Origin of the sequence: Victivallis lenta (assembly GCF_009695545.1) — a bacterium.
Lineage (GTDB): Bacteria > Verrucomicrobiota > Lentisphaeria > Victivallales > Victivallaceae > Victivallis > Victivallis lenta.
In genome coordinates, this window is the sequence record NZ_VUNS01000003.1 from 1 (window position 1) to 21,480 (window position 21,480).

A 21,480-nucleotide genomic window follows, 5' to 3' on the forward strand; every position below is an offset into this window, starting at 1 on the left:
ATGCGAAGATCTTCCTGCTCTTCCTGGCGAGCCGGGAGTACAACGACATCATCATCCGCGACTCGGACGGACTGCCCCCGAACCCGAAATGGGCCGAAAACAATCCGGACTACCGCACCCCGCCGGGACGGGAATACGAAGGGAACCTGCACGCCAACGAACTCAAATGGGCGCGCACGATCGCGCTGCCGGAGAGCCTGAGCCCGTATTACCCGCTGGCGGACAACAAAATCCGCTATGCGTACGAACGGGTTGCGGGCGGCCTTTCGACGCCCGAAGAGGCGCTCGCGCTCGCCAACCGGGCGATTGCACACGCGATCCGCGAGACGGTCGCCGGTACCGCGTCGCTCCGCGAACAGTACGAACGCGACTGCGCGCTTCAGAAGAAGATCGACGAATACAGGCAATCCGGCAGGAAACTGCCCGCGGAATGGATCAGAAACACATTCCTCCGCAAATATTACCGCGACAACGGCATGCTGGCCGGGGAAACAAAAGAGGCGCCGGCGCAGCCGGAATCAGAGATTCCGCCGCGCGGCGCTTTCTCCGGAAAACGTGCTACTTCTTCCGTTCGACCCTGATCGAATCGATCAGCATTCCGTCGAATGCGGCCGTGTTCCGGATGATCAGATTCAGATTGCCGTTGACCGGGGCGCGGAAACTCTTGCGGATCTCCTGCCAGCCGGGCGCGGGCGGCAGCTTCGCGTAGCTCTGGCTCTTGTTGCCCCACTTGTCGGCGCAGACGCCGATCGTGCCGTTCGCCCCTTCCGGCACGTTTTTGACCCGGGCGGTCAGTTCATACTCGGCGCCCGGCACGAGCTGAAGCTCGACGATGCAGATCGCAAAGTGATTCGGTTTATTCCCGATCCGGTTATCGAGCCGCAGCGCCTTGCCGCCCTTCGCATCCGCCGCATCGACGACCCGGATCGAGTTCTCCGGCAGGTTGTTGCGGTGGTAGAACCATTTGAGCGGGGCTTTCCCGGCTGCATCGGCGGCGAAATCGTCCTCAAAGACGATGCCGTCGTCCACCGCCTCCGGCGGCTCGCCGCCGAGCGTGACCCGGGCGAACGAATCGACCTTCTTGCCGTGAACGATGCTGCCCTCGAACCGTTCGAGGAAGCGGCGCGGCACGATCGCATCGTCGTCGTTGACCGCGATGCCGTACAGGAATTCGCGTTTTTCAACCGCATCCCTGAGCTTGCCGGGAAACACGCGCCACGGAATCGCGGCTTCGTAGTGAATCTTCCCGTCGCGGTATTCGACGGAGACCGCCGCATCGGTCAGCAGTTTGTCGCCCCACGCCTGCGGGCCGGCCGGAGTCAGCGCAAGATTGATCTGGAACGGCTTGCGCTCTTCGGCGTCGGCGAAGATGATCTGAATGCTGTCCTGCTGCCAGGTCGAGTCGCCGGTGAACTGCTGGTTGAAGGTCTGATCTTTCACTTCAGCCGCGAAGTAGAGGCAGTTCCGGTCCCACATCAGCATCGAGACCGCGCTGCAGTCCTCCGGGGTCCAGCCGTCGCCGTATGAACCGCGCGTATATTCGGCCTTGTTGATCTTGAGCGGCAGCGCACGGTTCCATTCGTCGAGCCGCGCATCGATTCTCGGCGGATTCGCCGCGGCCGTCGCATGGACGAAATCAAGATCGGCCGGAACGCTGAACTCACGTCCGTCGTCGAGCTTGAAACGGATGGCGACGCGCCATTCCTTCGCCATCTCCGGCGTGACTTTCGCGAGTTTGACCGGAATCGTCACGTCCTTGTACGGAGCCAGTTCCGGCACTTTGAAGCGGGCCAGCTCCTGATTGCCGTCCGGCGTATTGACCACCGCCTCGCCGGAAACCGCGGCGCTCTCCCGGTTGCGGACCACGAGCGCAAGCGGCGTATCCGGCAGCGCACCGGCAACCGGCTCGGCTTCGACCGTCAGGGCCGGAACCACTTCGAGGTCGTTGAAGCCGGTCACCATGGCCGGGCGGCCCGGCAGTTCGACCGAAAGCCGGAGCAGATTCCGTTCGGCGGGCCGGGGCGGACACTCGATCTGGAAATCCGCAAAAACCGGCTCCTCCGGCCCGACTTCGACCTTCCGGCTCTCCGGAAACGCCTTCCACCCTTCCGGCAGGACGGGACGAACCACCGCCTCCACCTTCTCCGGCGCATACGAACTGATCCGGGCCCGGACCGCGGTCCGGCGCCCCGGCACAAAGACGAGCCGCTCCTTCAGCGCCTCGCCCTGCCGCATGTAGAGGTTCGCGAATACGGCGTACTGAACGCGGCAGCCGTCCCGCGCAAACCGGTCGGCCAGATCGTACACCAGTTTCGCCATCGTGTTGACCGGGTTGACCGGATTCTTCATCAGGGCCGATTCCGCCTCGAGTTTCGCGCCGGAATTCAGCAGGTAGCGGACGCTCGGGATATCTTCGAGATTCGCATTGGCTTCCACCACCTTCTTCTCCAGATCCGCGCGCCGCGCCGCGAAGTCCGCCTTCGACGCCGGGAGCGAGCCGTCCAGCCGCGCCTGCGCCAGCGCATGGTCGAGCCGCCGGGCGATCACGGTCTGTTCCCGTTGCGAAACCGCGCCCTGCGCACGGCTCCACGCCTCAAGTCCGCTGAAGAGCGCGGCTCCGCTGCCGCTGTCCGCGGTGCGGCGCGTGTTCTTTTCGAGCCGCTGCCGGGCGATTTTCACGGTATTGGCGCGGGCGCGGTCGAGCACGCTCTTCTCCGCATTCCGCACATAGACCGGACTTTGCGAAATCTTCACCTCGTTCTCCTTCAGCGGATTGCCGAAGAGATCGAAATACGCGCCGCCCCGGACCGGGTTCGGGAAAGTTCCGGCTTCGGGCGTCCAGACCACGGCGGTCGCGTTGCCGTCCCGCTCGTAAACCGCGATCCAAAGCCCGCCTTCACGGTAGAAACCGGCCAGGCGGCGCCCCTCCCGCATGCGGGTGTAGGTCTGGATCGCAACACCGGCCGGACGGCCGACGATGCCGTAATCCCGGTCCCAGGTATAGAGGCCGTTGATGTCGAGCCCGGCCATGTCGCCGACGATCATTTCGCGCACATAGAGGTCGGCGCGGTCGTGTTCGCCGTTCGGACGGCTGCTGTTCGGCCAGCCGTATTCGGTGCTCCAGAGCTGTTTCATTCCGCCCGCCGCATCGACGATGTCGTTCAGCTGGGTAAGCTTCTCGTAGACCTTGCCCTTTTCGGGACCGACCTCCTGTGAAGGCGTCGAGTTGTTCGTGTACGGATGCACGCAGAGCGCGTCGAGATGTTCGAGCAGGCCGCGGTTCCGCTGGAATTCGAGCCAGTTGTAGTCGATGTGCGCGGTTCCGCTGTTGGCGAGAACGGCGAGCGGCTGCTGCGAACGGATGGCGGCCGCGGCGTGGCGGGCGACTTCGGTGTACAGGAATTTCGTGTGGCCGTTGTCCTCGTTGCCGAGCTCGAAATAACGGGTCATCCCCTTCAGCGCGGCGGCCTCCTGCCGGAAGTGCCGCCCGTAGCCGAGCGCGAACCGGTTCGGATCGGTCAGCTCCGGGAATTCCGGATAGTGGTAAAGGCACTGCAGAATCACCGGACGGACGTTCGCATCAAGGAACGGCTGCATCTTTGCGCGCATACCGGCAAAATCATACGTCCCCGGCGCGGTTTCGTTGTCGCGCCAGTTCGGGTGTTCGAAACGGATCCAGCTTGCGCCGTAGACATTCGCGTCCCCGGGCGAAAGGCTGCCGAAAACGCCGCCGAGCGGCGAATATTCGTACTCCCAGGCGCGAACCGCCGGGTCTTCCGACAACCCTTCCGGCATGAAGTGCGCGAAACTCCCTTTGTAATAGATCGGGCGGACGTCGCCGCGCGTCACTTCAAATTCAACCTGAATCTGGCCGTACGGAACGTCAAAGGCGATCTCCTCCGGAAACTGCGCCATTCCTTCGAAGGAACCGCCGGTCTCGAGCACACGCCTGCCGGAATAGAGGTCGGTCGCCCGGAGGGAATAACGGTAATCCGACAACGGAAATTTCTCCCGGCTGGTCAGGTTCAGCTTCAACGCGGGGCGACGCCCCTTGTCCACATATTTTTCGAGCGACGGATAACCGAGGATTTCGACCGGTTCGAGATCGGCTGTGACTGAAATTTTTCCGATATCGACAGTTCCCTTCGCATTCTCTCCCGGCATATCGAGGAGGATTCCGGCGAAACGCAGCGGCAGGTCCGGCTTGCCGTTGCCGTCGCCGCTCTTCCAGGCGGCGGCGCGCATCATCGGGACTTTGACCGTCTGCCACCCGTCGCCCCTGAACTTGAAACGCATCAGGTAGACTTCGCCGGAACGGTCGTGAATCCACAAAGCCAGCGGCAGTTCCCGTTCCGGAACGTCGGAGCGGAGCTCGAGACTGAACTCCTGCGGCATGCCGACCAGATCGCGCCCGAACTCAACCCGGGCGAAGCTGTTGCGCCGGTCCGGGCAGCGGCTGAAATCGTAGGAGAGCGAGACGGCCTCCTCCCGGCCGCCCGCCGGACCGCGGCCGAGCTTCGCGTCGACTTCGCCGCGCCCCCTGATGAGCCAGGCGCCGTCCGTGCCGACCGGCATTTCGGCGAACTCCGGAGCCGCCGAGAGCCCGAACGAGGCGGCGGCCAACAGCATGGAAAAAAATAACTTCATCTGCGGCAACCCTTTCAATAGCTGCGGGTGGGATCGAGGGTGAGATTGTACTTCGAGTAACCGGAATCCGAACCGCCGTACGGACCGGAGCCGAGGAATTCGTTCAACTGTTTGGAGGCGACGCGGCCGTCCCCCATCAGCATATTCGTGCTGCCGGCCGGAGTTTCGGGCCGGAAATGCGCGAATTTGGCGATATTCTGCAGCGTGTTGTTGTGGTGGTTATGGAAAAAGTACTGCTTGCTGTCCAGAATGATCGCGGAACGCGACACATGCTTGAAGGTCGTGATCTTTCTGGCCCCGAAACGGTGGCTGTAGCCGTAACTCCCCCACTGTCCGGTTCCGTTTTCTCCCGCCGCAAAGCTGCCTCGGTTGATCGGGCAGACGAAAAACGCATAGACCTTGCTCTTCACGCCGTCGCTGTAAGTGATCTCGCGCTCGGAGGAGCTCGCGTAACGCAGCACGGCATCGTACCATTCGTACTTGTACGAGGTGCTGTCAAGACCCGACATGCCTCCGGTAACGGCGCTCGGGTTGTCGCCCTGCGTCGGCGGGCAGTAATCCTGGTTGTCGGCCTGATACAGCGCCATCGCGCTGCCGGTCTGCTTCAGGACGTTCATGCAGGCGCTGACCTTCGCACGGTCGCGCGCCTGATTCAGAGCGGGCAGCAGCATCGAAGCGAGAATTGCGATGATCGCAATGACGACGAGAAGCTCGATCAGAGTAAACGGATTTCTTTTCATCAGGCCTTCCTCCTTATTTGCGTGTTTTCCATATCTGCAAAGCAACGGGTCATGCATTCAAATCGGCGACGGAGTCGCGGACAACCAGCGGCATGTCGAGCGTGACCCCGCCCGGAACGAGCGGATGCTTCTTCAGCTTGGCCACCAGAAGCTTCACCGTATGCTCGACGATCTCCTTCACCGGGAAGCGGACCGTGGTCAGCGGCGGAATGATCGTCGCGGCCTGCGGCACGTCGTCGAAGCCGATGACCGACAGGTCTTCCGGAATCCGGATTCCGTTCCGGTAAGCCCAGCGGTAGACGCCGAACGCCATCTGGTCGTTTCCCGAAAAAATCGCGGTGACCTTTCCGTGCCGGAAAATCCGCTCCGCCCCGGCGATGCCGCATTCGATGGTGTCGTCCCCCTCGTAGACCTGTTCCGGACTGAATTCCACCCCGGCGTCCGCACAGAACTTCGCCATGACCTCGACGGTCGTATCCTGCCGGTCCATGCGCAGCGGGGAGGTGATGTAGCCGATCTTCCGGTGACCCATGCCCCAGAGGTAGGTCAGGATATCGAGCGTGAGCTTGTTGTAATCCAGCCAGACCGGAATCAGCTGCTCGCGGATGTTCGTCACCACCGGGACACTGCCGCAGAGCTGCTGCGCCTCTTCGGGAGCGATCTGCGGCAGCATGTTGATGACACCGTCGACCAGACCGCTCGAAAAACGGCGCAGCATCTCCTCGCCCTTCTCGTGATTCAGCCCGGTCAGGCCGACCACCGGGCGGTATGAGAACTTTTCGAGCTCCGCCGTCAGCGCATCGATGAACATCGCCGCGCTCGGGTTCCGGCACTCGTTCGCCACCACGCCGATCAGCCCGGTCGAGCTGTTCTTCAGCGCCTGGGCAAAGAAGGAGGGACGATAGTCCAGCTCGCGGATCTTCTCAAAAATCCGCTCCTTCACCGGAATGCTGATCTCGCGTTTGCCGCTGATCGCATGCGACACCGTACTCGGAGAGACCCCGACCGCTTTCGCCACATCGATGATGGTCGCCGCCCGTTTCGCCATAATGATCGATTCTCCAGTTGAAATTCCATATCGGCGCATTTAATCAAATCGTTTTGACGATGCACTCAAAAAAAAGAATCAAATCGTTTTGATTGATCCGCTATTATTATGATCAATTTTACTCCGGTTGTCAAGAGGCAAACCGAAAAAAACTTGAATTTTTATGTATTTTGAGGAAAGATCACCGAGAAACAGCTCCCTTTGCCGGGTTCGCTCTCAACTTCGATCCGGGCCCGGTGCGCATGGGCGATCGCCTGCACCATGGCGAGACCGAGGCCGTTGCCGGGCAGCGTCCGGCTCGCGTCGCAGCGGTAGAAGCGTTTGAAGATTTTCTCCTTCTCGGCCGGGGAGATGCCGCAGCCGGTATCGCGCACTTCCAGTACCGGCGCCCCGTTCCGCAGCGCCAGCGTCAGCTCCACCCGGCCTCCCGGCGGCGTGAACTTCAATGCATTGTCGAGCAGATTGGCCGTCATGCGCTGAATCTTGAGCTTATCCGCCCGGATTGCAATCTCCTGCTCCGGAACGGAAACGGCGAGGGCCACATTCCGGTCCTCGGCGATCTCGCAGAACAGCGCGCCGGCCTGCTGGACAAGCCCGGAGAGCGAAAACTCCGAACGCTCCAGCCGGTCGATGGCGGATTCGGTGCGGGTGATTTCGAGCATTTCGTTGATCAACTGCATCATCGAGTCGCACTCCTCCGCGACGGCGCCGCACATCTCCCGGAAACCGTCCGGCGATGTCTCCCCGGCCGCCGTCACCTCGGCCATGCCGCGAATCCGGGTCAGCGGCGTGCGCAGATCGTGCGCGATGTCGTCGGTGACGGTCCGCAGTTCGGTGACCAGCGCCTCGTTATTCTCGCTCATCGCGTTGAAGGCGTCGACCAGCCGGTCGATCTCGTCGGATTCATGCTTCGCCCCGACCCGCTGCGACAGGTCGCCGTCCGCGATCCGGCGCGCGGCGTCGCTGACCCGCTCGATGCCGGAGGTCAGGCGCCAGGCGACCAGATAACCCGCTCCGGCTCCGAGCGTCAGCACCGCCGCGAGAAAAACCAGAAAAAGCCTGGTGTAGGCCGCAAGGCGTTCGTCCATATCACGCAGAGAGCGCCCGGCCTCGATGACCGAACCGTCGAAAAGCGACAGCGTCATGACCCGGAAGCGGCGGCCGTCCTCGGTCACGGTCGACAAGCCGGAGCCGGCCGTGTCGCCGCCGCCCTTCCGCAGCCCGTTGCTTTCGAACGCCGGGCCGTCCGGCCGCCGGAAGCGGAAATAGATGTTGTCCGACCCGAACGACTGGAGCTTGTCTTCGAACTCCTTGCGCAGGAACGGCAGGTTCTGTTCCGGATTCAGAAGCCTGCTGTACGCCCGGCCGTCCGACTCAAGGCGGAATTCGTACAGTTCGCGCCAGCGGCTGCCGAACAGCGTATGGAACGTTTGGTCACCGACCTCGCTGCGGTAGGCGATCAGCGGCCTGATCCCCGGGAAGCGGGCCCGGAATGCGGCCAGTTCCATCCGGGGAACCTCCGCCAGCGGAATCTGCTGCCCGTACCGCGCCGTGTTCTTGCCGGTCAGGTACGTTGCAGCCAGATCGCGCACGGTCGACTCGAGCAGCCAGTCGGCGCCCCGGAGCATATCGTTCGCGACATACCGCGACACCAGGAAAAAAAGCAGCACCGACGACGCCGCAAACAGCACAAGATACCAGAGCGCGGCCTTGAAGCGGAGCTTCGAGAAGAAGGCGAAGCCGCTACTCCAGGACATAACCGAACCCCCTGACCGTGCGGATCAGCTTTCTCGGGAACGGTTTGTCGACCTTGTCGCGCAGGCGGCAGATCCGGGTTTCGACGATATTGGTCTGCGGATCGAAGTTATACTCCCAGACGTGCTCCATGATCATGGTCTTGGAGACGACCCGCCCGGCGTTCCGCATCAGGAATTCGAGCAGCGAAAATTCCTGCGGCTGAAGGTCGAGCCGGATTCCGCCCCGGTTCGCCCGGCGGCCGAGCAGGTCAAGCGTCAGGTCTTCGTAAGTCAGCACGGTCGGCTCCGCCGCCGCCGTGGCGCGCCGCAGCAGCGCATGAATCCGGGCCAGGAGCTCGACGAATGCAAAGGGTTTGGTCACATAGTCGTCGCTGCCGCTCTCGAGTCCCTTTACCCGGTCCTCGACCGCATCGCGCGCGCTGAGGATGATGACCGGGACGTTCGGCTTGGTCGCCCGCAGCTTCCGGACGACGCCGAACCCGTCCAGCCGCGGCAGCATGACATCGACGACGGCGAGATCGAACTCCTCCTCCTGCGCCATGACCAGTCCGGCGAGGCCGTCGCCGGAATGGGCCACGGTGAACCCGGCCTGTTCCAGCCCCTTCCGGATGAACGCCGCCGTCTGCGGATCGTCTTCCAGCAACAGAATTTTCATGGGCAAATCGCTCCCTGTTATCCGTTTCAATGTAACCCGGAATGCGGCCGTTTTCAAGACGGAGCCGGAATAAAACCCGAATTTGTCAAGCGTCTTTTATAACTTTTGCACCGGAACGCTTGACTTTGGCCGGGGCCATATTATATTGATAAATGTAATTGCGAGGAACGGAACCAACCCGTTTGAGTTGGCGGAAGCAGGAGGAACAGGTCATGTCGCCCTATATGGACAAACGTCGCGAGCTGGGCATCTGGCTGAAGGTGCTTCTGGCGAAGTATGGAATCCGGCAGACCCAGATCGCCTCGAAGCTCGGCATCACCCGGCAATACGTCTGCCAGATCTGCGGCGGAAAAAGCCCGCTGGCCCCCGAACATTTCAAGACGATTTACGACATGCTGCTCGAAATGCAGGCGGCGGAATCGGACCTGAAACGGTTCGTCCAGCTCCACATCGATTCGAAAGTCATGATCCCGTATATGGTCGGCGCCGACCTGGCCGACATCGAAATCACGCTGCTGCGCAAATTCCGGCAGCTCCCGCCACGCCATAAGGATCAGGTCATTATCTACATCGAAACCCTTGCGGAGTCCTGCCGGAAAGAAGAAGAATGAAGCTCTTTGGCCTTCAGATCGAAGCATCCCGGGATTCCCGGGGGCATGAAACCCCTGAGCTGAAAAACCGCGTTCCGGCGATATTGGCGCTGTTGCCGGGCCCGGCCTCCGGAAACGGGCGTTCCCGCGGCCGGATTCCGCAGAGATCGTATCACGCTCCGGGAAACGGAGTATTTACCTTCTGAATCAACAGTGCATTCTCCCGCTCCCGGACCGGCGCCATGACAAAATTCCGGAAAATTCCGGTTCTTCCGATAATAAATTCCCGCTTCTCTTCGTCTTATAGTATAAAATTCGGAATTCCGGATTGCATGAAGAATCTTATAATGAGGGAATATAAAATGCAGGAACTTCTTCCATTCATCGGCTATATCGACCCCGGCAGCGGCAGCATTCTGATCCAGGCGCTTCTCGCCGGCGCTTTCGGCGCTCTGCTGACCATCAAGCTCTGGTCCGGCCGCATCGGTCATCTGGCGCGCCGCATCTGCGGCCGCGGCAATGATTCCAGGCCGGATTCGTCCGACAACTGACAACTCCGCTTCCCTGCCGCATTGTGAAATATCTCCATATCTGGCTTGTCGCGCTCTTCTGGAGCGTGATCTGGTGTCTTTATTATGCCACCGGCGAAGGGTTCTCCCCGGCGGAAATCGCGGGAACGACTTTATACATTCTCTATGCCGCGGCATTCTGCGCATTCTTCCCGCAGCTGGTCCGCCGGGCGGGGCTCCGCCCGCAGTTGTGGAAATACGACTATCTCCCGTATCTGTTCCTGCCGGTCATCGGCATGACGGTCGACCGGCTGAACTACGATTACGATTACGTCATGTTCCGGTACAGCATTCTTTCGATCTGCTTCTGGCTCAGCTGGAGCGCTCTCTGGGTTCTGGCCGATTTCCTTTTCGGCAGACGCCGGTATATCCGGGCGTTCTGCCGGGCAGCGGCGTTTCTCCCGGCCCTGGCGGCGCTGTTCTTCAACTTTGAAGTCACGCTGCAATTCCTGCACCGGCAGCTGGACACGCCGTCCATGCTGCTGCCGGTCCTCCGGTATTTGAGCATCCCCCTGCTCAAGCTCCTGCTGGCCGACATCGCCGCTTTCTTCGCCTTTTACTATCTGGAGCCGGGGCGGAGAACCGGAGAACCGGCTCCGGGTTCCGGGAAGCGCCTGAAGATCGCGCTCGCACTGCTGTTCTGCTTTACGGCCTACTTCTTCGCCGCCGGACCGGCCTGGAAGGCCCTGTTCGAAAACCAGTGGGAAGACGTCATCCGGGACCGGTACACCGAAAAACGGCACGTTCTGCCGCCGGAGCTCCTGACCGGCGAGGTCGAAGTGCGGGACAACGCCCCGAACGTCTTCTTTCTCATCATCGGTGAACGGCAGTCCGCCGCCCCCTATCTGGAACTCGCAGAAGAACGGCCCCTGTTCCTGTCGGAAATCCTGAAGTCGAATGACTGGATCTCCTGCAGCGACGCCCATACCTTCTGCCCGACCGACGGCGAGTGGTTCTACCGGAGCCAGGTCACCACGGATTACGCGGTGTCGATGATGCTGACGCCGCTTTCGCAGCAGTCGGAGGTCCGGCGTTTCTACGACGTGCCGAATCTCTTCGACTTCGCCCGGGCCGGCGGTTACAGCAGCTTTTTCTGCAGCTCCCAGCTGCAATGGCGCGGCTTCCTCGTGAACATCCGGCTGCTCGGCGACTGCGCGGACGAAACCGAGTGGCTGAAGTCGGACGATGCGGCGCGGCAGATGCATATGTCCATGGACCGCGACGTGGTCGCCCGGCTGCGCGAACGGCGCGAAAACGGCCTCCTCTCCGGCCGGCAACTCGTCGTCCTCAAGCTGATGGGCAACCACGAGGGAAACATCACGCCGCCGCCGGAGCTCGCCGCCGCGAATCCCGGCATGGACGAATACAGTCTGAGCCTGCTTTATTTCGACGAAACTCTGCGGCAGCTCGTCGGGGAGATGAAGCAGTGTCCCGATCTCGCCGCGATCCTCTATCTGCCGGACCACGGCAAGAATTACGTTACCGAAGAGAAAATTCCATTCCTGATCCATCTCTCCGACCGCTTCCGCCGGGCGCACCCGGAACTGGAACGAAAACTGCGGAAAGAGCTCTCCAAACCGTTCATGAGCGCCGACGTGTTCCGCATCATGCTCGAACTTCTCGGCGTATCAAATCCCGACATGCAGATTTGAGAAAAAGGGACAATTTCATCGGATTGAATGATTGACTTTCAAATTATTCACGCTATAATAATATTATACTTGAAAACATACTTCTTATAATAGTTAGTATGTTGTGTAAACAATTCCGAATATCCTTCCCTTAATTTATTTCTGCCGAGTCGGTTACCATCGATTTCCCGTCTTTTCCGGCCTCCGGCGGATTCCGTGTCTTATGGCCGGCGGCGGATTGTTGTCATGCCATTGTTTTCCTGCCGGCCGCAATGCCGGACGTGCTTTTCCGCCGAACCGCCGTGCATCCGCCTCGCCCTCTGCACCACGTATTAACTATTATGGGACCGGAGACCGAAAATGAACCGTATCTTCTTTCTCGCCTACCTCGATCCCGGCAGCGGCAGCATACTTCTCCAATGCCTGGCCGGAGCGTTTCTGGGAGCTCTTCTGGCGGCAAAACTCTGGACCTTCCATTTGAAACAATTCCTGCGGCGGCATCTCCGCTTTTTCTCCCGTCCGGACCGGAACGACGGCCGGGAGGAGTGATACGGAACTATTCTTTCAAACGGACTTCATACAGGTTCCGGGCTTGCGTTCCGTCGAATCAAAAAACCGTCAAACCGGGAAAACATCATGGAATTCGGAAAAGATCCCGCCGGACAAACCGGCAACCCGCTTCAACGCTTCAGGCATGAAGCGCTCTGCTACGGCATCATCCCGCTCGCAGGAACTGCGGCGGACTGTTTCTGTTACACCCGGGCTGATCTCCAGCCGCTCCTGCTGCTCCTCAGCCTGATTCACTGGACGCTCTGGGCCGTCTTCTGGTTCTCCTTCGACCTCGGCTGCGTCAAAAAACCGGTTCTGCGGGCCTGCTGCAAGGTCGCGGCCCTCCTGCCGGTGGGTCTGCTCGTGCTTTTTCAGTGTGAAACCATGCTGCACCTTCTGTTCCGGCAGACCGTGACGGCGGATATTGCGGCGATTCTGGCCGAACACCGCGACAAGGCCCTGTTCAAGGGAGTTCCGCTGCTGATTCTCCTGATCGCGCTGTTCTCCTATCTGGAATCCGAACGCCCGGAGCCCGCGCCCCTCTTCCGGCGGTTTCTGCTGCCGGCCGGAGGCGCCGCCTTCCTGCTCTGGCTTCTGCTCCTTCCCGCCACTTTCGCGGGCGGCACCATCCGGAACGCGCTCGAATACCGGGGAATCCAGGCGCAGTATGCCGAACGGCACGGTACGGCAAACCGGGACCGGCTCCCTCCCGTCATACGCCGCGACGACGCAGCTGGAGTCTTCTTTCTGGTAATCGGCGAATCCCAGTCCGCCGTCCCGTACCGGGAGCTCGCGGAGAAAAAAACGCTGTTTCTCTCCGAGCTGCTGCATTCGCCGGACTGGATCTGCCATACGGAGATCCGGACGCACTGTCCCGCCGCCGGAGAGAGGCGGTATCCGGGCCAGGCTCCTACCGATTACATCGTCGGCTCCATCCTGACCGGAACCGGGCCGGACAGCGGCCCGCAGGAGTTCCGCACAGTTCCGAATCTGTTCGAATACGCGGCGGCCGGACGGTACGAAACCGTATTCTGCACGACTCAGGCCGCCTGGCGCGGTTTCCTGACCGATCTCCGGATGATCGGCGACACCGCGGACCGGACAGTCTGGCTGACTGACCCGGAGCCGGCCCGGAACCGGCACATGTCCATCGACCGCAACGCGGTCGCGCTGCTGCGAAAATGGCGGGAAGCCGGCTCGCTGTCGGGCCGGAAACTCGTTGTCCTCAAGCTGATGGGCAACCACGAGGGAAACATCGCGCCGCCGCCGGAACTCGCCGCCGCCAATCCGGGCGTGGACGAATACGGCCTGAGCTTGCTCTATTTCGACGAAACGCTGCGTCTGCTCGCTGCGGAAGCGCGGAAATGCCCTGATTACGCCGCCTTCCTCTATCTGCCGGACCACGGCAGACACTACCGTTCCGACGAGGAACTCATCCTGCTGATCCACCTTGCCGACCGTTTCCGGCAGGCGCACCCGGAACTGGGACCGGAACTGCGGAGAAGCATCAAGAAACCGGTTACCGGCACGAAGCTATTTCCCGTCCTGCTCGGACTTCTCGGCATCACTCCGGTCGGGGAATAGGCTGAGGGCCGCCTCCAGCTGGGTGTCGCGCACGACGTCCTTCCCGCCGGGCCGGACAATGCCGGGATGTTTCGCCAGCTGGGCGTTCAGCCTCCAGATCTGCGGCAGCCCGAGCTCCACCGGAATATCGGGCCGGAGCCCGCGCCCTTCGATGACCTGCCCTTTCGGAGTGCGGTAATACCCGGCCGCATAGCGCAGGGCGCCGCCGTTGGCCAGCGGCACGACCTGCAGAAGCGTCCCCTTGCCGAAACTCTTCATGCCGACCAGCGTCGCCCGGCGATGATCCTGCATCGCGCCGGAGAACAGCTCGGCCGCGCTGGCGGTGAACGGGTTGATCAGGATGACGATCGGGAGATCGAGCAGTTTTTCCGCGCCCGCCGCGGCCTTGACGACCTGCGCTTCGGGAGTGTTCCGATGCCTGGCGGAAAAAAGCTCGGCGCCCTCCGGCAGTAACAGCGAGGCGGTCTCCGACGCGCCCGAGACGAGGCCGCCCGGATTGTTGCGCAGATCGATGACAAGTCCGCGCGTCATGCCCTCCTTCCGCAGCTTCTCCAGAACCGCGGCGGTCTCCGACGGCGTATGGCTGTTGAAGCTGTTGATCCTGAGGTAACCGATATCGCCGCCGATCAGGTGTGCGGCTTCGACCGGCGCCGAACTGACGACGACCTTTTCACGCCTGACCGCAATGTTCCGGCTGTCGTCGCCGCCGTCCGGCACGACCTCGAGCCTGACGCTGCTGCCGGCGGCTCCGCGCAGAAGTTTCGCGCACTCCTCGAGCGGCAGCGGCTCGACCAGTTTGTCGTCGATGCGCACAATGCGGTCGCCCGGAACGAGCCCGGCCTTCGCGGCGGGGGAATCCGGCACGGTCATGGTGACCACCAGCGGCGAATTCTCCCCCGGCTTGACCAGCTCGACGCCGATCCCGGTATGCTCGCCGGTCCGGGCGATTTCGTTGGTCTCGTAAACGGCCGGAGGTTCGTAGCCGGAATAGGGATCGAGTTCGCGCATCATTCCCCGGAGCGCGGCGGTCAGCAGCTTTTCATATCCGGCGCGGTCCGCGTCGACGTAGTTCTGGTGCAGGAACTCCATGGTTCCGGCCAGCAGCGCAGCCTGTTCATAGGTCGAAGCCGAGTGGACCGGTTCCGGCGCCGGAGGCGGCTCCGGAACGGCGCATCCGGCAAGGACGGCCAGCAGGCACAGCGGCGGCAGCAGTCTGATTTTCATTGCGATATTTCTCCTTTATCCGGGAATATAGCCTTTTTCACGACGATTTCCAGCTTGATAAATGGCGTTTTACGGATTATTTTATAGAACGATACGTTCCCAGTCAACATATTAACATACAGGAAGATTACCATGAGCATCTCTCCGCTGCAGAAGGCGCGCGCCGCCTACGCCCCGAAACTCCCCCCCGCGCTGGCCGGGGGCGCGAATGTGAAAGTCAACGAAGGCGTTCCGACCACCGCGGTGGCCGACGTCGAAAAGATCCGGGCGATTTTCAAGACCACCTTCGGCAGCCCGGTCCTGACCTTCGAGGCGGGCGGCAGCGCGGCGGCCAAGGCGATCAACGTCGGCGTGATTCTCTCCGGCGGGCAGGCCCCGGGCGGGCACAACGTCATCGCGGGCCTTTACGACGGGCTCAAGTCGCTGAACAAGACGAACAAGCTCTACGGGTTCCTGAAGGGGCCGGACGGGCTTGTGAAGGACGAGTACATGGAGCTGACCGACGCGATCATCGACGCGCACCGCAATACCGGCGGGTTCGACATGATCGGCTCCGGCCGCACGAAACTTGAGACCGACGAGCAGTTCGAAGCGGCCCGCAGACATTGCGAAGCGCTCGGCATCTCCGCGCTTGTGATCATCGGCGGCGACGACTCGAATACGAACGCCTGCATGCTCGCCGAATACTTCAAGTCGCACAGCATTCCGATTCAGGTCATCGGCTGCCCGAAGACCATCGACGGCGACCTCAAGAACGAGTGGATCGAGACCAGCTTCGGCTTCGACACCGCCTGCCGCGTCTACAGCGAACTCATCGGCAACATCGGCCGCGATGCGAACTCCGCCAAGAAGTACTGGCACTTCATCAAGCTGATGGGCCGCTCGGCCTCGCATATCGCGCTCGAATGCGCGCTGCAGACGCAGCCGAACATCGCGATCATCTCCGAAGAGGTCGCCGAAAAGAAGATGACGCTCGGCCAGATCGTCGACGAGATCGCGGCCGTCGTCGCGGCCCGTTCGGCCGCCGGGATGAACTTCGGCGTCGCGCTGATTCCGGAAGGACTCATCGAGTTCGTGCCGGAGATCAAGGTGCTGATTTCCGAGCTGAACGACCTGCTCGCCGCGAATGCGGAGAAGGTTGACGCGATGGAGAAGGCCGACAAGGTCAAATTCGCGCTTGCGAACCTCACGAAGGAGTCCGCCGCCGTTTTCGCGACGCTGCCGGCCGGAATCCAGATGCAGCTCTGCAACGACCGCGACCCGCACGGCAATGTCCAGGTTTCGCTGATCGAAACCGAGAAGATGCTCGCCGAGATGGTCGCCACGAAGCTCAAGGCGATGAAGGCCGAGGGCAAGTTCAACGGCAAATTCAGCACGCAGGTTCACTTCTTCGGCTACGAGGGCCGCTGCGCGGCGCCGTCGAACTACGATGCCGACTACTGCTACAGCCTCGGTTACAATGCCGCGGCGCTGATCGGCGCGGGCCGCACCGGCTACATGTCGAGCGTCCGCAACACGACGAAGCCCGCCTCCGAATGGATTGCCGGCGGCATTCCGATCACGATGATGATGAACATCGAACGCCGTCACGGCCACGACAAGCCGGTCATCCGCAAGGCGCTGGTCGAGCTCGACGGCAAGCCGTTCGCGTTCTTCGCGTCGAAGCGCGGCGAATGGGCGAAGGAGACGGCCTACGTCTACCCGGGTCCGATCCAGTATTTCGGGCCGTCGGAGGTCTGCGATCTCGTGACCAAGACCCTGATGCTCGAGCAGAGCAAATAATCCGGACCGCCATCATGGAAGATACCCGCATCGATATCGAATACGTGGCGGCGCTGGCCCGTCTGGAGCTTTCGGAGGAGCAGCTTCCGAAGCTCCGGAAGGACCTCGAAAGCATCGTCGGCTACATCGCCAGCCTGAGCGAACTCGACCTGGCCGGCGTCGAACCGACCGCGCATGCGGCCGTGCTGACGAACGTCTGGCGCGAGGACGCGGCGGAGCCGTCGTACGACCGTGACCGGATGCTCGCAAACGCCCCGGCGCTGATCGACGGGGATCTGATCCGGGTGCCGCAGGTGCTGCCCGGCGAAGGGAGCAACTGACCATGGCCATGCTGAACACGAAAGACCGGCCGGTCCACGCGATCGCGGAAGACCTCGCTGCCGGCGTCTACACCTCCGCCGAACTGACGGCGGACTACATTGCAAGGGTCGAGAAGGAAGACAACGTCATCAAGGCGTTTCTGAAGCTCGACAAAGAGGCCGTCATGCTCGCGGCGGAGGAATCCGACCGCCGCCGCGCATCCGGTTCTCCCCTGAGCCCGTACGACGGCATTCCGGTCGGCATCAAGGACTGCATCGTCGCGGAGGGGGAAACCTGTTCATGCGCGTCGAAAATTCTTGAGCCGGTCGTTTCACCGTACGATTCGACCGCGGTGGCGCAGCTGAAGGCGAACGGCTTCATTCCGTTCGGGCGGCTGAATATGGATGAATTCGCCATGGGTTCCTCCTGCGAGAACAGCGCATTCCAGAAGACGGCGAATCCGCGCGATCCGCAGCGGGTTCCGGGCGGTTCCTCGGGCGGTTCTGCCGCCTGCGTGGCCGCGAGCTTCGCGGCGGCGGCGCTCGGCAGCGACACAGGCGGCTCGATCCGCCAGCCTGCGGCGTTCTGCGGAATCGTCGGGCTCAAACCGACCTACGGGCGGGTTTCCCGCAGCGGTCTGGTGGCCTTCGCATCGAGTCTCGACCAGATCGGGCCGATGACGCACGACGTCGAAGACGCCGCGATCCTGCTCGATGCGATCGCCGGGCACGACCCGATGGATTCGACTTCGCTGCCGGACCCGGCCGGCGGATTCGCCGAAGCGGTCCGCAAAGCGCCGGAGTCGTTCAAAGGCGTGAAGATCGGTCTGCCGAAGGAGTATTTCGCAGAAGGGGGCCTCAGCGCAGGCGTAGAAAAAGCCGTGCGAGAGAGCATCGAAAAGGCGAAATCGCTTGGGGCGGAGCTGGTCGAAGTTTCGCTGCCGCACACGAAATACGCGGTTGCAGTCTATTACATCATCGCGACGGCTGAAGCGAGCGCAAACCTCGCACGGTTCGACGGTATGCGCTACGGGAAGAGGGTTGACGGGAAAGATCTGGTTGACACCTACTTCAAGTCGCGCGGGGAAGGATTCGGCGACGAGGTGAAGCGGCGCATCCTGCTTGGAACCTATGTGCTTTCGAGCGGTTATTACGACGCCTACTACCTGCGTGCGCAGAAGGTGCGGACGCTGATCCGGCGAGACTTCGAGGAAGCGTTCAAGAGCTGCGACGTGCTGCTGACGCCGGTGACGCCGACGGTGGCGTTCAAGTTCGGGGAAAAGAGCGATCCGCTGCAGATGTACCTGTCGGACATCTTCACGATTGCGCTGAATCTCTCCGGCAACTGCGGTATCAGCGTTCCGGCCGGAACCGATGCGGAAACGGGGATGCCGGTCGGTGTGCAGTTGCTGGCGCCCGCGATGGCCGAAGCCAGACTGCTGAGCGCTGCTCAAACGCTGACGCGGAACTGACCGTAAAAGGAGCGAAGCGACCGGGTTCAGGGCCGAATGGCCCTGAACCCGGTCGCTTCGCTCCCCACCGGGTGCGTTATGACATCAGGGGCTCGCATTTTAACAATGTTCGCGGCTCCGGTCAATCATTGTTAGTCGGGATTGCAACGCGATAGACCCTTTGACCGCTCCGCAGCATTCGCCGCGTCGCTCACACCGGGCAAAGCACCGCAACTTTGTTGCGGATTTTTGCGCTGGGGCTTTGCACGGGTCTGCTTGAGGCGTTGCCTCAAACTCCACTTAAGGACTGCGCGTCCTTAAGAATCCGCGCCAGGGCCGAAAGGCCCTGAACCCGGTCGCTTCGCTCCCCACAGGCGTGTTGTAACATCAGGGGGAGCGCATTCAAACAATGTTCGCGGCTCCGGTCAATCATGGTTGACCGGAATTGCAACGCAATAGACCCTTTGACCGCTCCGCGGCATTCGCCGCGTCGCTCACACCGGGCGAAGCACCGCAATTTCATTGCGGTCTTCTAAGCTGGGGCTTCGCCGGGTCAACCTGAGGCGCTGCCTCAGACTCCGCCAAGGGGCTCCGCGCCCCTTGGAACCTCGCCAGGGCCGAAAGGCCCTGAACCCGGTCGCTTCGCTCCCCACAGGCGTGTTGTGACATCAGGGACGCGCATTCAAACAATGTTCGCGGCTCCGGTCAATCATGGTTGGCCGGAATTGCAACGCAATAGACCCTTTAACCGCTCCGCGGCATTCGCCGCGTCGCTCACACCGGGCAAAGCACCGCAACTTCGTTGCGGATTTTTGCGCTGAGGCTTTGCCCGGGTCAACCTGAGGCGCCGCCTCAGACTCCGCCAAGGGGCTCCGCGCCCCTTGGTACCTCGCCAGGGCCGAAAGGCCCTGAACCCGGTCGCTTCGCTCCCCTATCTCTGCAACCGGTCAAGGTCAAGGTCAAACTCCCGACCGTTGAAGGCAATGCGGAAGCGGGTCGGCGCAAGCTGTTTCACCTCCGGCAACTGATTATCGCGCCGCATCGGAAACAGCAGCGTGGCAAAGCGGAATTCCCGTTTTCCCGCCGCTTTCATCGTCACGGTAGTCGCCGGGTGCAGTCTTGCTTCGTTCCGTCCGACATACCAGCCGGACATGCGCGGCTCCGTCTGCCCGGAAACCGCCGACACCGTCAGCTCCTCCGGAAAGAGCGGCAGAATCAGCACATCGTACGTCCGGCCGAAATCGGACTTCAACGCCCCCGCAAACTCCGGAACCGGGACCGTCTTCAACGTATCGAGCTGAAAAAGCAGCTCGTAATCGTGCGCTTTCCCGTCGCGGGGAGTCAGCGTATCGACGACACAGAAGAAATCCGGCTTGCAGAAACGCACCTCGCGGGTATGCTCGTCCGGCCGTCCGGCGCCGAACTCCGCATCGTAACTCCCCCGCGCATAATCGAATTCCGGCGTGGAAATCCAGCCCGCGTCAACCGGCTGTTCAAGCTTTTTCGGACCGCGGCGGCTTTGCGGCTTGCCGTCAACCAGAATCGTGTTATGCCCCGCCGCGGATATGCCGTAACGCCGGGCGTCGGACTCCTCATACTGGCCGCCGCCGTCATCGAAAATCAGCTCCTCGCCGCCTTTGTACAAATTGATGTTGAGCTTGTCCTGATGCTGGTGTCCCATGCCGAGCGAACCGACGTCGAAGCAGAGATAGGCCGCTTCCGGCCCCCAGTCGGAACGCATGGCGGCAAATCCGGCCCACGGCAGAAAACGCGATGCGGTCTCCCCTACCGGCGGCGTCCCTCCGGAACGTCTGTCCGCCGCCCACCGGAAATCCGGCCGCCCGGGAAAAAGTTGAGCCGCTTTCCCGAGTACCGCCTCCGTGCGCAGTGTGAAACAGTCGTTGGTCCGCGGCTGGGTGAGCCCCGGCGTGGCGAGCGCGAGATAAGCCTCGGCAGCCTTTTCAAGCAGCGGCGCGAAATCCGGCGGCAGCTCACCGGTCCGTTGGTACAGCTGGGCAAGGCGGAGCATTCCGAAGCCGCAGTTGAAAGCCACGCTGTGATAGTCGGGCGAAAGCTCGTCGTGCATGCCGTCGGGCAGAATCTGTCCGCGAAGCGCGTCGGAGAGAATCCGGGCCGATTTCACCCGCAGCTCCGCGGAATCCCGGAACTCCGGAAAGAGCGTGGCGAAGGTGTAGACGCCGTTCATCTCCATCAGCAGCCAGTTTCCGCTGGTCGGGTGTTCCATCAGATGAATGGCCTGCCGGTGCATCGAAGCGAGCATCAGGCAGAGGTTTTCATCGGTGAACTCCGGCGAATGGCGGAAAATGTCGAAAGCGACAGGCCAGGAACCCATCAGCCGCAGCCCCGCTTCGATGGTCCGCCAGGCGCTGCCCGGCCCGTTCCACCGAGCGGGGCAATCGGTCTGGGCGACCCAGTCGCGAAGCTGGATATTGAACTGCCGGGCGTACTTCGCGTCGCCGGTGGAAGCGAACGCCTTCGCCATATCGCCCCAGTAACCGTGACGGTTCAACTGCCAGAGCCACTCGTGGTTGACCGGCCCTTCAACGGCAGTCGGGTCGAAAAGAAAGTTGACCCGGCCCTCCGGGAACTTCCAGGGGATGTTGACCTCCTCCATCTCGCCGCGGACCGCCCGATCGGCCCTTTCGGCGTTATACCGGCGCCGGTCGGAACCGGCACTCAGCAAGTCCTGCGGCCGTTCGCGGAAATAGCGGGCGATCAGGCGGCAGGCCTCCTGCGTGTCCCCGGCCTGCCGGGCGGCGGCATATCCGGCGCCGAGGCAGTCGGGATCGAGATTCCGGAACAGCTCTTCGAAGTGCAGCTGCCGTTTTTCCGGGGAGAGTTCGGGGAGCGGCGAAGCCGCTGCGGCGGCCAGTACGCCGCAGCCGATGGCGGCGGCGCACAAACCGGTCTTGCGGAGATCCAGCATTCTGTTT

At 62.0% G+C, this 21,480-nt stretch carries 16 protein-coding genes; 9 read left to right on the forward strand and 7 right to left on the reverse strand.

Going from position 1 to position 21,480, the window contains the following annotated elements; translation table 11 throughout:
• Nucleotides 1–581 (forward strand): hypothetical protein (locus tag FYJ85_RS22935; protein ID WP_206212956.1); only part of this gene is annotated, 581 nt, incomplete at its 5' end.
• On the opposite strand, the gene FYJ85_RS03845 is transcribed toward FYJ85_RS22935, so the two are convergent.
• From FYJ85_RS03845 to FYJ85_RS03865, 5 genes are all read right to left on the reverse strand, one after another.
• On the reverse strand, nt 559–4,647 hold the full coding sequence (locus FYJ85_RS03845) for a sugar-binding protein (RefSeq protein ID WP_154417048.1): 4,089 nt from the start codon (nt 4,645–4,647) through the stop codon (nt 559–561). The genes FYJ85_RS22935 and FYJ85_RS03845 overlap by 23 nt on opposite strands.
• A gap of 14 nt (nt 4,648–4,661) precedes the next feature.
• The gene (locus tag FYJ85_RS03850) at nt 4,662–5,387 is read right to left on the reverse strand and encodes a type II secretion system protein (protein WP_154417049.1); all 726 of its coding nucleotides are present in this window, start codon (nt 5,385–5,387) and stop codon (nt 4,662–4,664) included.
• A 49-nt stretch (nt 5,388–5,436) separates the two neighbouring features.
• Entirely contained in the window at nt 5,437–6,435 is a 999-nt protein-coding gene (locus FYJ85_RS03855; RefSeq protein WP_158704058.1) for a LacI family DNA-binding transcriptional regulator, read from the reverse strand.
• A gap of 161 nt (nt 6,436–6,596) precedes the next feature.
• Nucleotides 6,597–8,192, reverse strand: a complete 1,596-nt coding sequence (locus FYJ85_RS03860) for a sensor histidine kinase (RefSeq protein ID WP_154417050.1) — start codon at nt 8,190–8,192, stop codon at nt 6,597–6,599.
• Nucleotides 8,179–8,847, reverse strand: coding sequence for a response regulator (locus tag FYJ85_RS03865; RefSeq protein WP_106053794.1), 669 nt, complete (start codon nt 8,845–8,847; stop codon nt 8,179–8,181). The genes FYJ85_RS03860 and FYJ85_RS03865 overlap by 14 nt, the downstream gene beginning before the upstream one ends.
• A gap of 182 nt (nt 8,848–9,029) precedes the next feature.
• On the opposite strand from FYJ85_RS03865, the gene FYJ85_RS03870 reads away from it, so the two are divergent.
• The 5 genes from FYJ85_RS03870 to FYJ85_RS03890 all read left to right on the forward strand — a co-directional run bounded on the left by FYJ85_RS03870 (nt 9,030) and on the right by FYJ85_RS03890 (nt 13,770).
• The gene (locus tag FYJ85_RS03870; RefSeq protein WP_154417051.1) at nt 9,030–9,458 is read left to right on the forward strand and encodes a helix-turn-helix domain-containing protein; all 429 of its coding nucleotides are present in this window, start codon (nt 9,030–9,032) and stop codon (nt 9,456–9,458) included.
• A gap of 341 nt (nt 9,459–9,799) precedes the next feature.
• Nucleotides 9,800–9,988 carry a hypothetical protein gene (locus tag FYJ85_RS03875; protein ID WP_106053797.1) on the forward strand — a complete coding sequence of 63 codons (189 nt, stop codon included), beginning with the start codon at nt 9,800–9,802 and terminating at the stop codon, nt 9,986–9,988.
• A 23-nt stretch (nt 9,989–10,011) separates the two neighbouring features.
• Entirely contained in the window at nt 10,012–11,658 is a 1,647-nt protein-coding gene (locus tag FYJ85_RS03880) for an alkaline phosphatase family protein (protein WP_106053798.1), read from the forward strand.
• A gap of 339 nt (nt 11,659–11,997) precedes the next feature.
• The gene (locus FYJ85_RS03885; RefSeq protein ID WP_106053799.1) at nt 11,998–12,186 is read left to right on the forward strand and encodes a hypothetical protein; all 189 of its coding nucleotides are present in this window, start codon (nt 11,998–12,000) and stop codon (nt 12,184–12,186) included.
• An 87-nt stretch (nt 12,187–12,273) separates the two neighbouring features.
• On the forward strand, nt 12,274–13,770 hold the full coding sequence (locus FYJ85_RS03890) for an alkaline phosphatase family protein (protein ID WP_154417052.1): 1,497 nt from the start codon (nt 12,274–12,276) through the stop codon (nt 13,768–13,770).
• Here FYJ85_RS03890 and FYJ85_RS03895 read toward each other — a convergent pair.
• Entirely contained in the window at nt 13,720–14,994 is a 1,275-nt protein-coding gene (locus FYJ85_RS03895; protein WP_154417053.1) for a S41 family peptidase, read from the reverse strand. The two genes, FYJ85_RS03890 and FYJ85_RS03895, sit on opposite strands and share 51 nt — an antisense overlap.
• 132 nt (nt 14,995–15,126) lie before the next feature.
• Between FYJ85_RS03895 and FYJ85_RS03900 the strand changes: the two genes are divergently transcribed.
• Genes FYJ85_RS03900 through gatA form a run of 3 tightly spaced genes read left to right on the forward strand, consistent with a single transcriptional unit; the run spans nt 15,127 to nt 18,547 of the window.
• Nucleotides 15,127–16,776, forward strand: coding sequence for a diphosphate--fructose-6-phosphate 1-phosphotransferase (locus FYJ85_RS03900; RefSeq protein WP_154417054.1), 1,650 nt, complete (start codon nt 15,127–15,129; stop codon nt 16,774–16,776).
• A gap of 14 nt (nt 16,777–16,790) precedes the next feature.
• Nucleotides 16,791–17,096, forward strand: a complete 306-nt coding sequence (gatC, locus tag FYJ85_RS03905; protein ID WP_106053803.1) for an Asp-tRNA(Asn)/Glu-tRNA(Gln) amidotransferase subunit GatC — start codon at nt 16,791–16,793, stop codon at nt 17,094–17,096.
• An 11-nt stretch (nt 17,097–17,107) separates the two neighbouring features.
• Nucleotides 17,108–18,547 (forward strand): Asp-tRNA(Asn)/Glu-tRNA(Gln) amidotransferase subunit GatA, encoded by a 1,440-nt coding sequence (gatA, locus tag FYJ85_RS03910; protein ID WP_420856444.1) that lies wholly within the window; start codon nt 17,108–17,110, stop codon nt 18,545–18,547.
• A gap of 910 nt (nt 18,548–19,457) precedes the next feature.
• On the opposite strand, the gene FYJ85_RS03915 is transcribed toward gatA, so the two are convergent.
• Nucleotides 19,458–21,473 carry an alginate lyase family protein gene (locus FYJ85_RS03915; protein ID WP_154417056.1) on the reverse strand — a complete coding sequence of 672 codons (2,016 nt, stop codon included), beginning with the start codon at nt 21,471–21,473 and terminating at the stop codon, nt 19,458–19,460.
• Between the last annotated feature and the right edge of the window lie 7 nt (nt 21,474–21,480).

Bases quoted from the DNA above. Each gene is read 5' to 3' on its own strand.
- gatC (WP_106053803.1), top strand. From the start codon at position 16,791: ATGGAAGATACCCGCATCGATATCGAATACGTGGCGGCGCTGGCCCGT.
- FYJ85_RS03850 (WP_154417049.1), bottom strand. From the start codon at position 5,387: ATGAAAAGAAATCCGTTTACTCTGATCGAGCTTCTCGTCGTCATTGCG.
- FYJ85_RS03890 (WP_154417052.1), top strand. From the start codon at position 12,274: ATGGAATTCGGAAAAGATCCCGCCGGACAAACCGGCAACCCGCTTCAA.
- FYJ85_RS03865 (WP_106053794.1), bottom strand. From the start codon at position 8,847: ATGAAAATTCTGTTGCTGGAAGACGATCCGCAGACGGCGGCGTTCATC.
- FYJ85_RS03895 (WP_154417053.1), bottom strand. From the start codon at position 14,994: ATGAAAATCAGACTGCTGCCGCCGCTGTGCCTGCTGGCCGTCCTTGCC.
- FYJ85_RS03915 (WP_154417056.1), bottom strand. From the start codon at position 21,473: ATGCTGGATCTCCGCAAGACCGGTTTGTGCGCCGCCGCCATCGGCTGC.
- FYJ85_RS03845 (WP_154417048.1), bottom strand. From the start codon at position 4,647: ATGAAGTTATTTTTTTCCATGCTGTTGGCCGCCGCCTCGTTCGGGCTC.
- FYJ85_RS03855 (WP_158704058.1), bottom strand. From the start codon at position 6,435: ATGGCGAAACGGGCGGCGACCATCATCGATGTGGCGAAAGCGGTCGGG.
- FYJ85_RS03860 (WP_154417050.1), bottom strand. From the start codon at position 8,192: ATGTCCTGGAGTAGCGGCTTCGCCTTCTTCTCGAAGCTCCGCTTCAAG.
- FYJ85_RS03875 (WP_106053797.1), top strand. From the start codon at position 9,800: ATGCAGGAACTTCTTCCATTCATCGGCTATATCGACCCCGGCAGCGGC.
- FYJ85_RS03885 (WP_106053799.1), top strand. From the start codon at position 11,998: ATGAACCGTATCTTCTTTCTCGCCTACCTCGATCCCGGCAGCGGCAGC.
- FYJ85_RS03900 (WP_154417054.1), top strand. From the start codon at position 15,127: ATGAGCATCTCTCCGCTGCAGAAGGCGCGCGCCGCCTACGCCCCGAAA.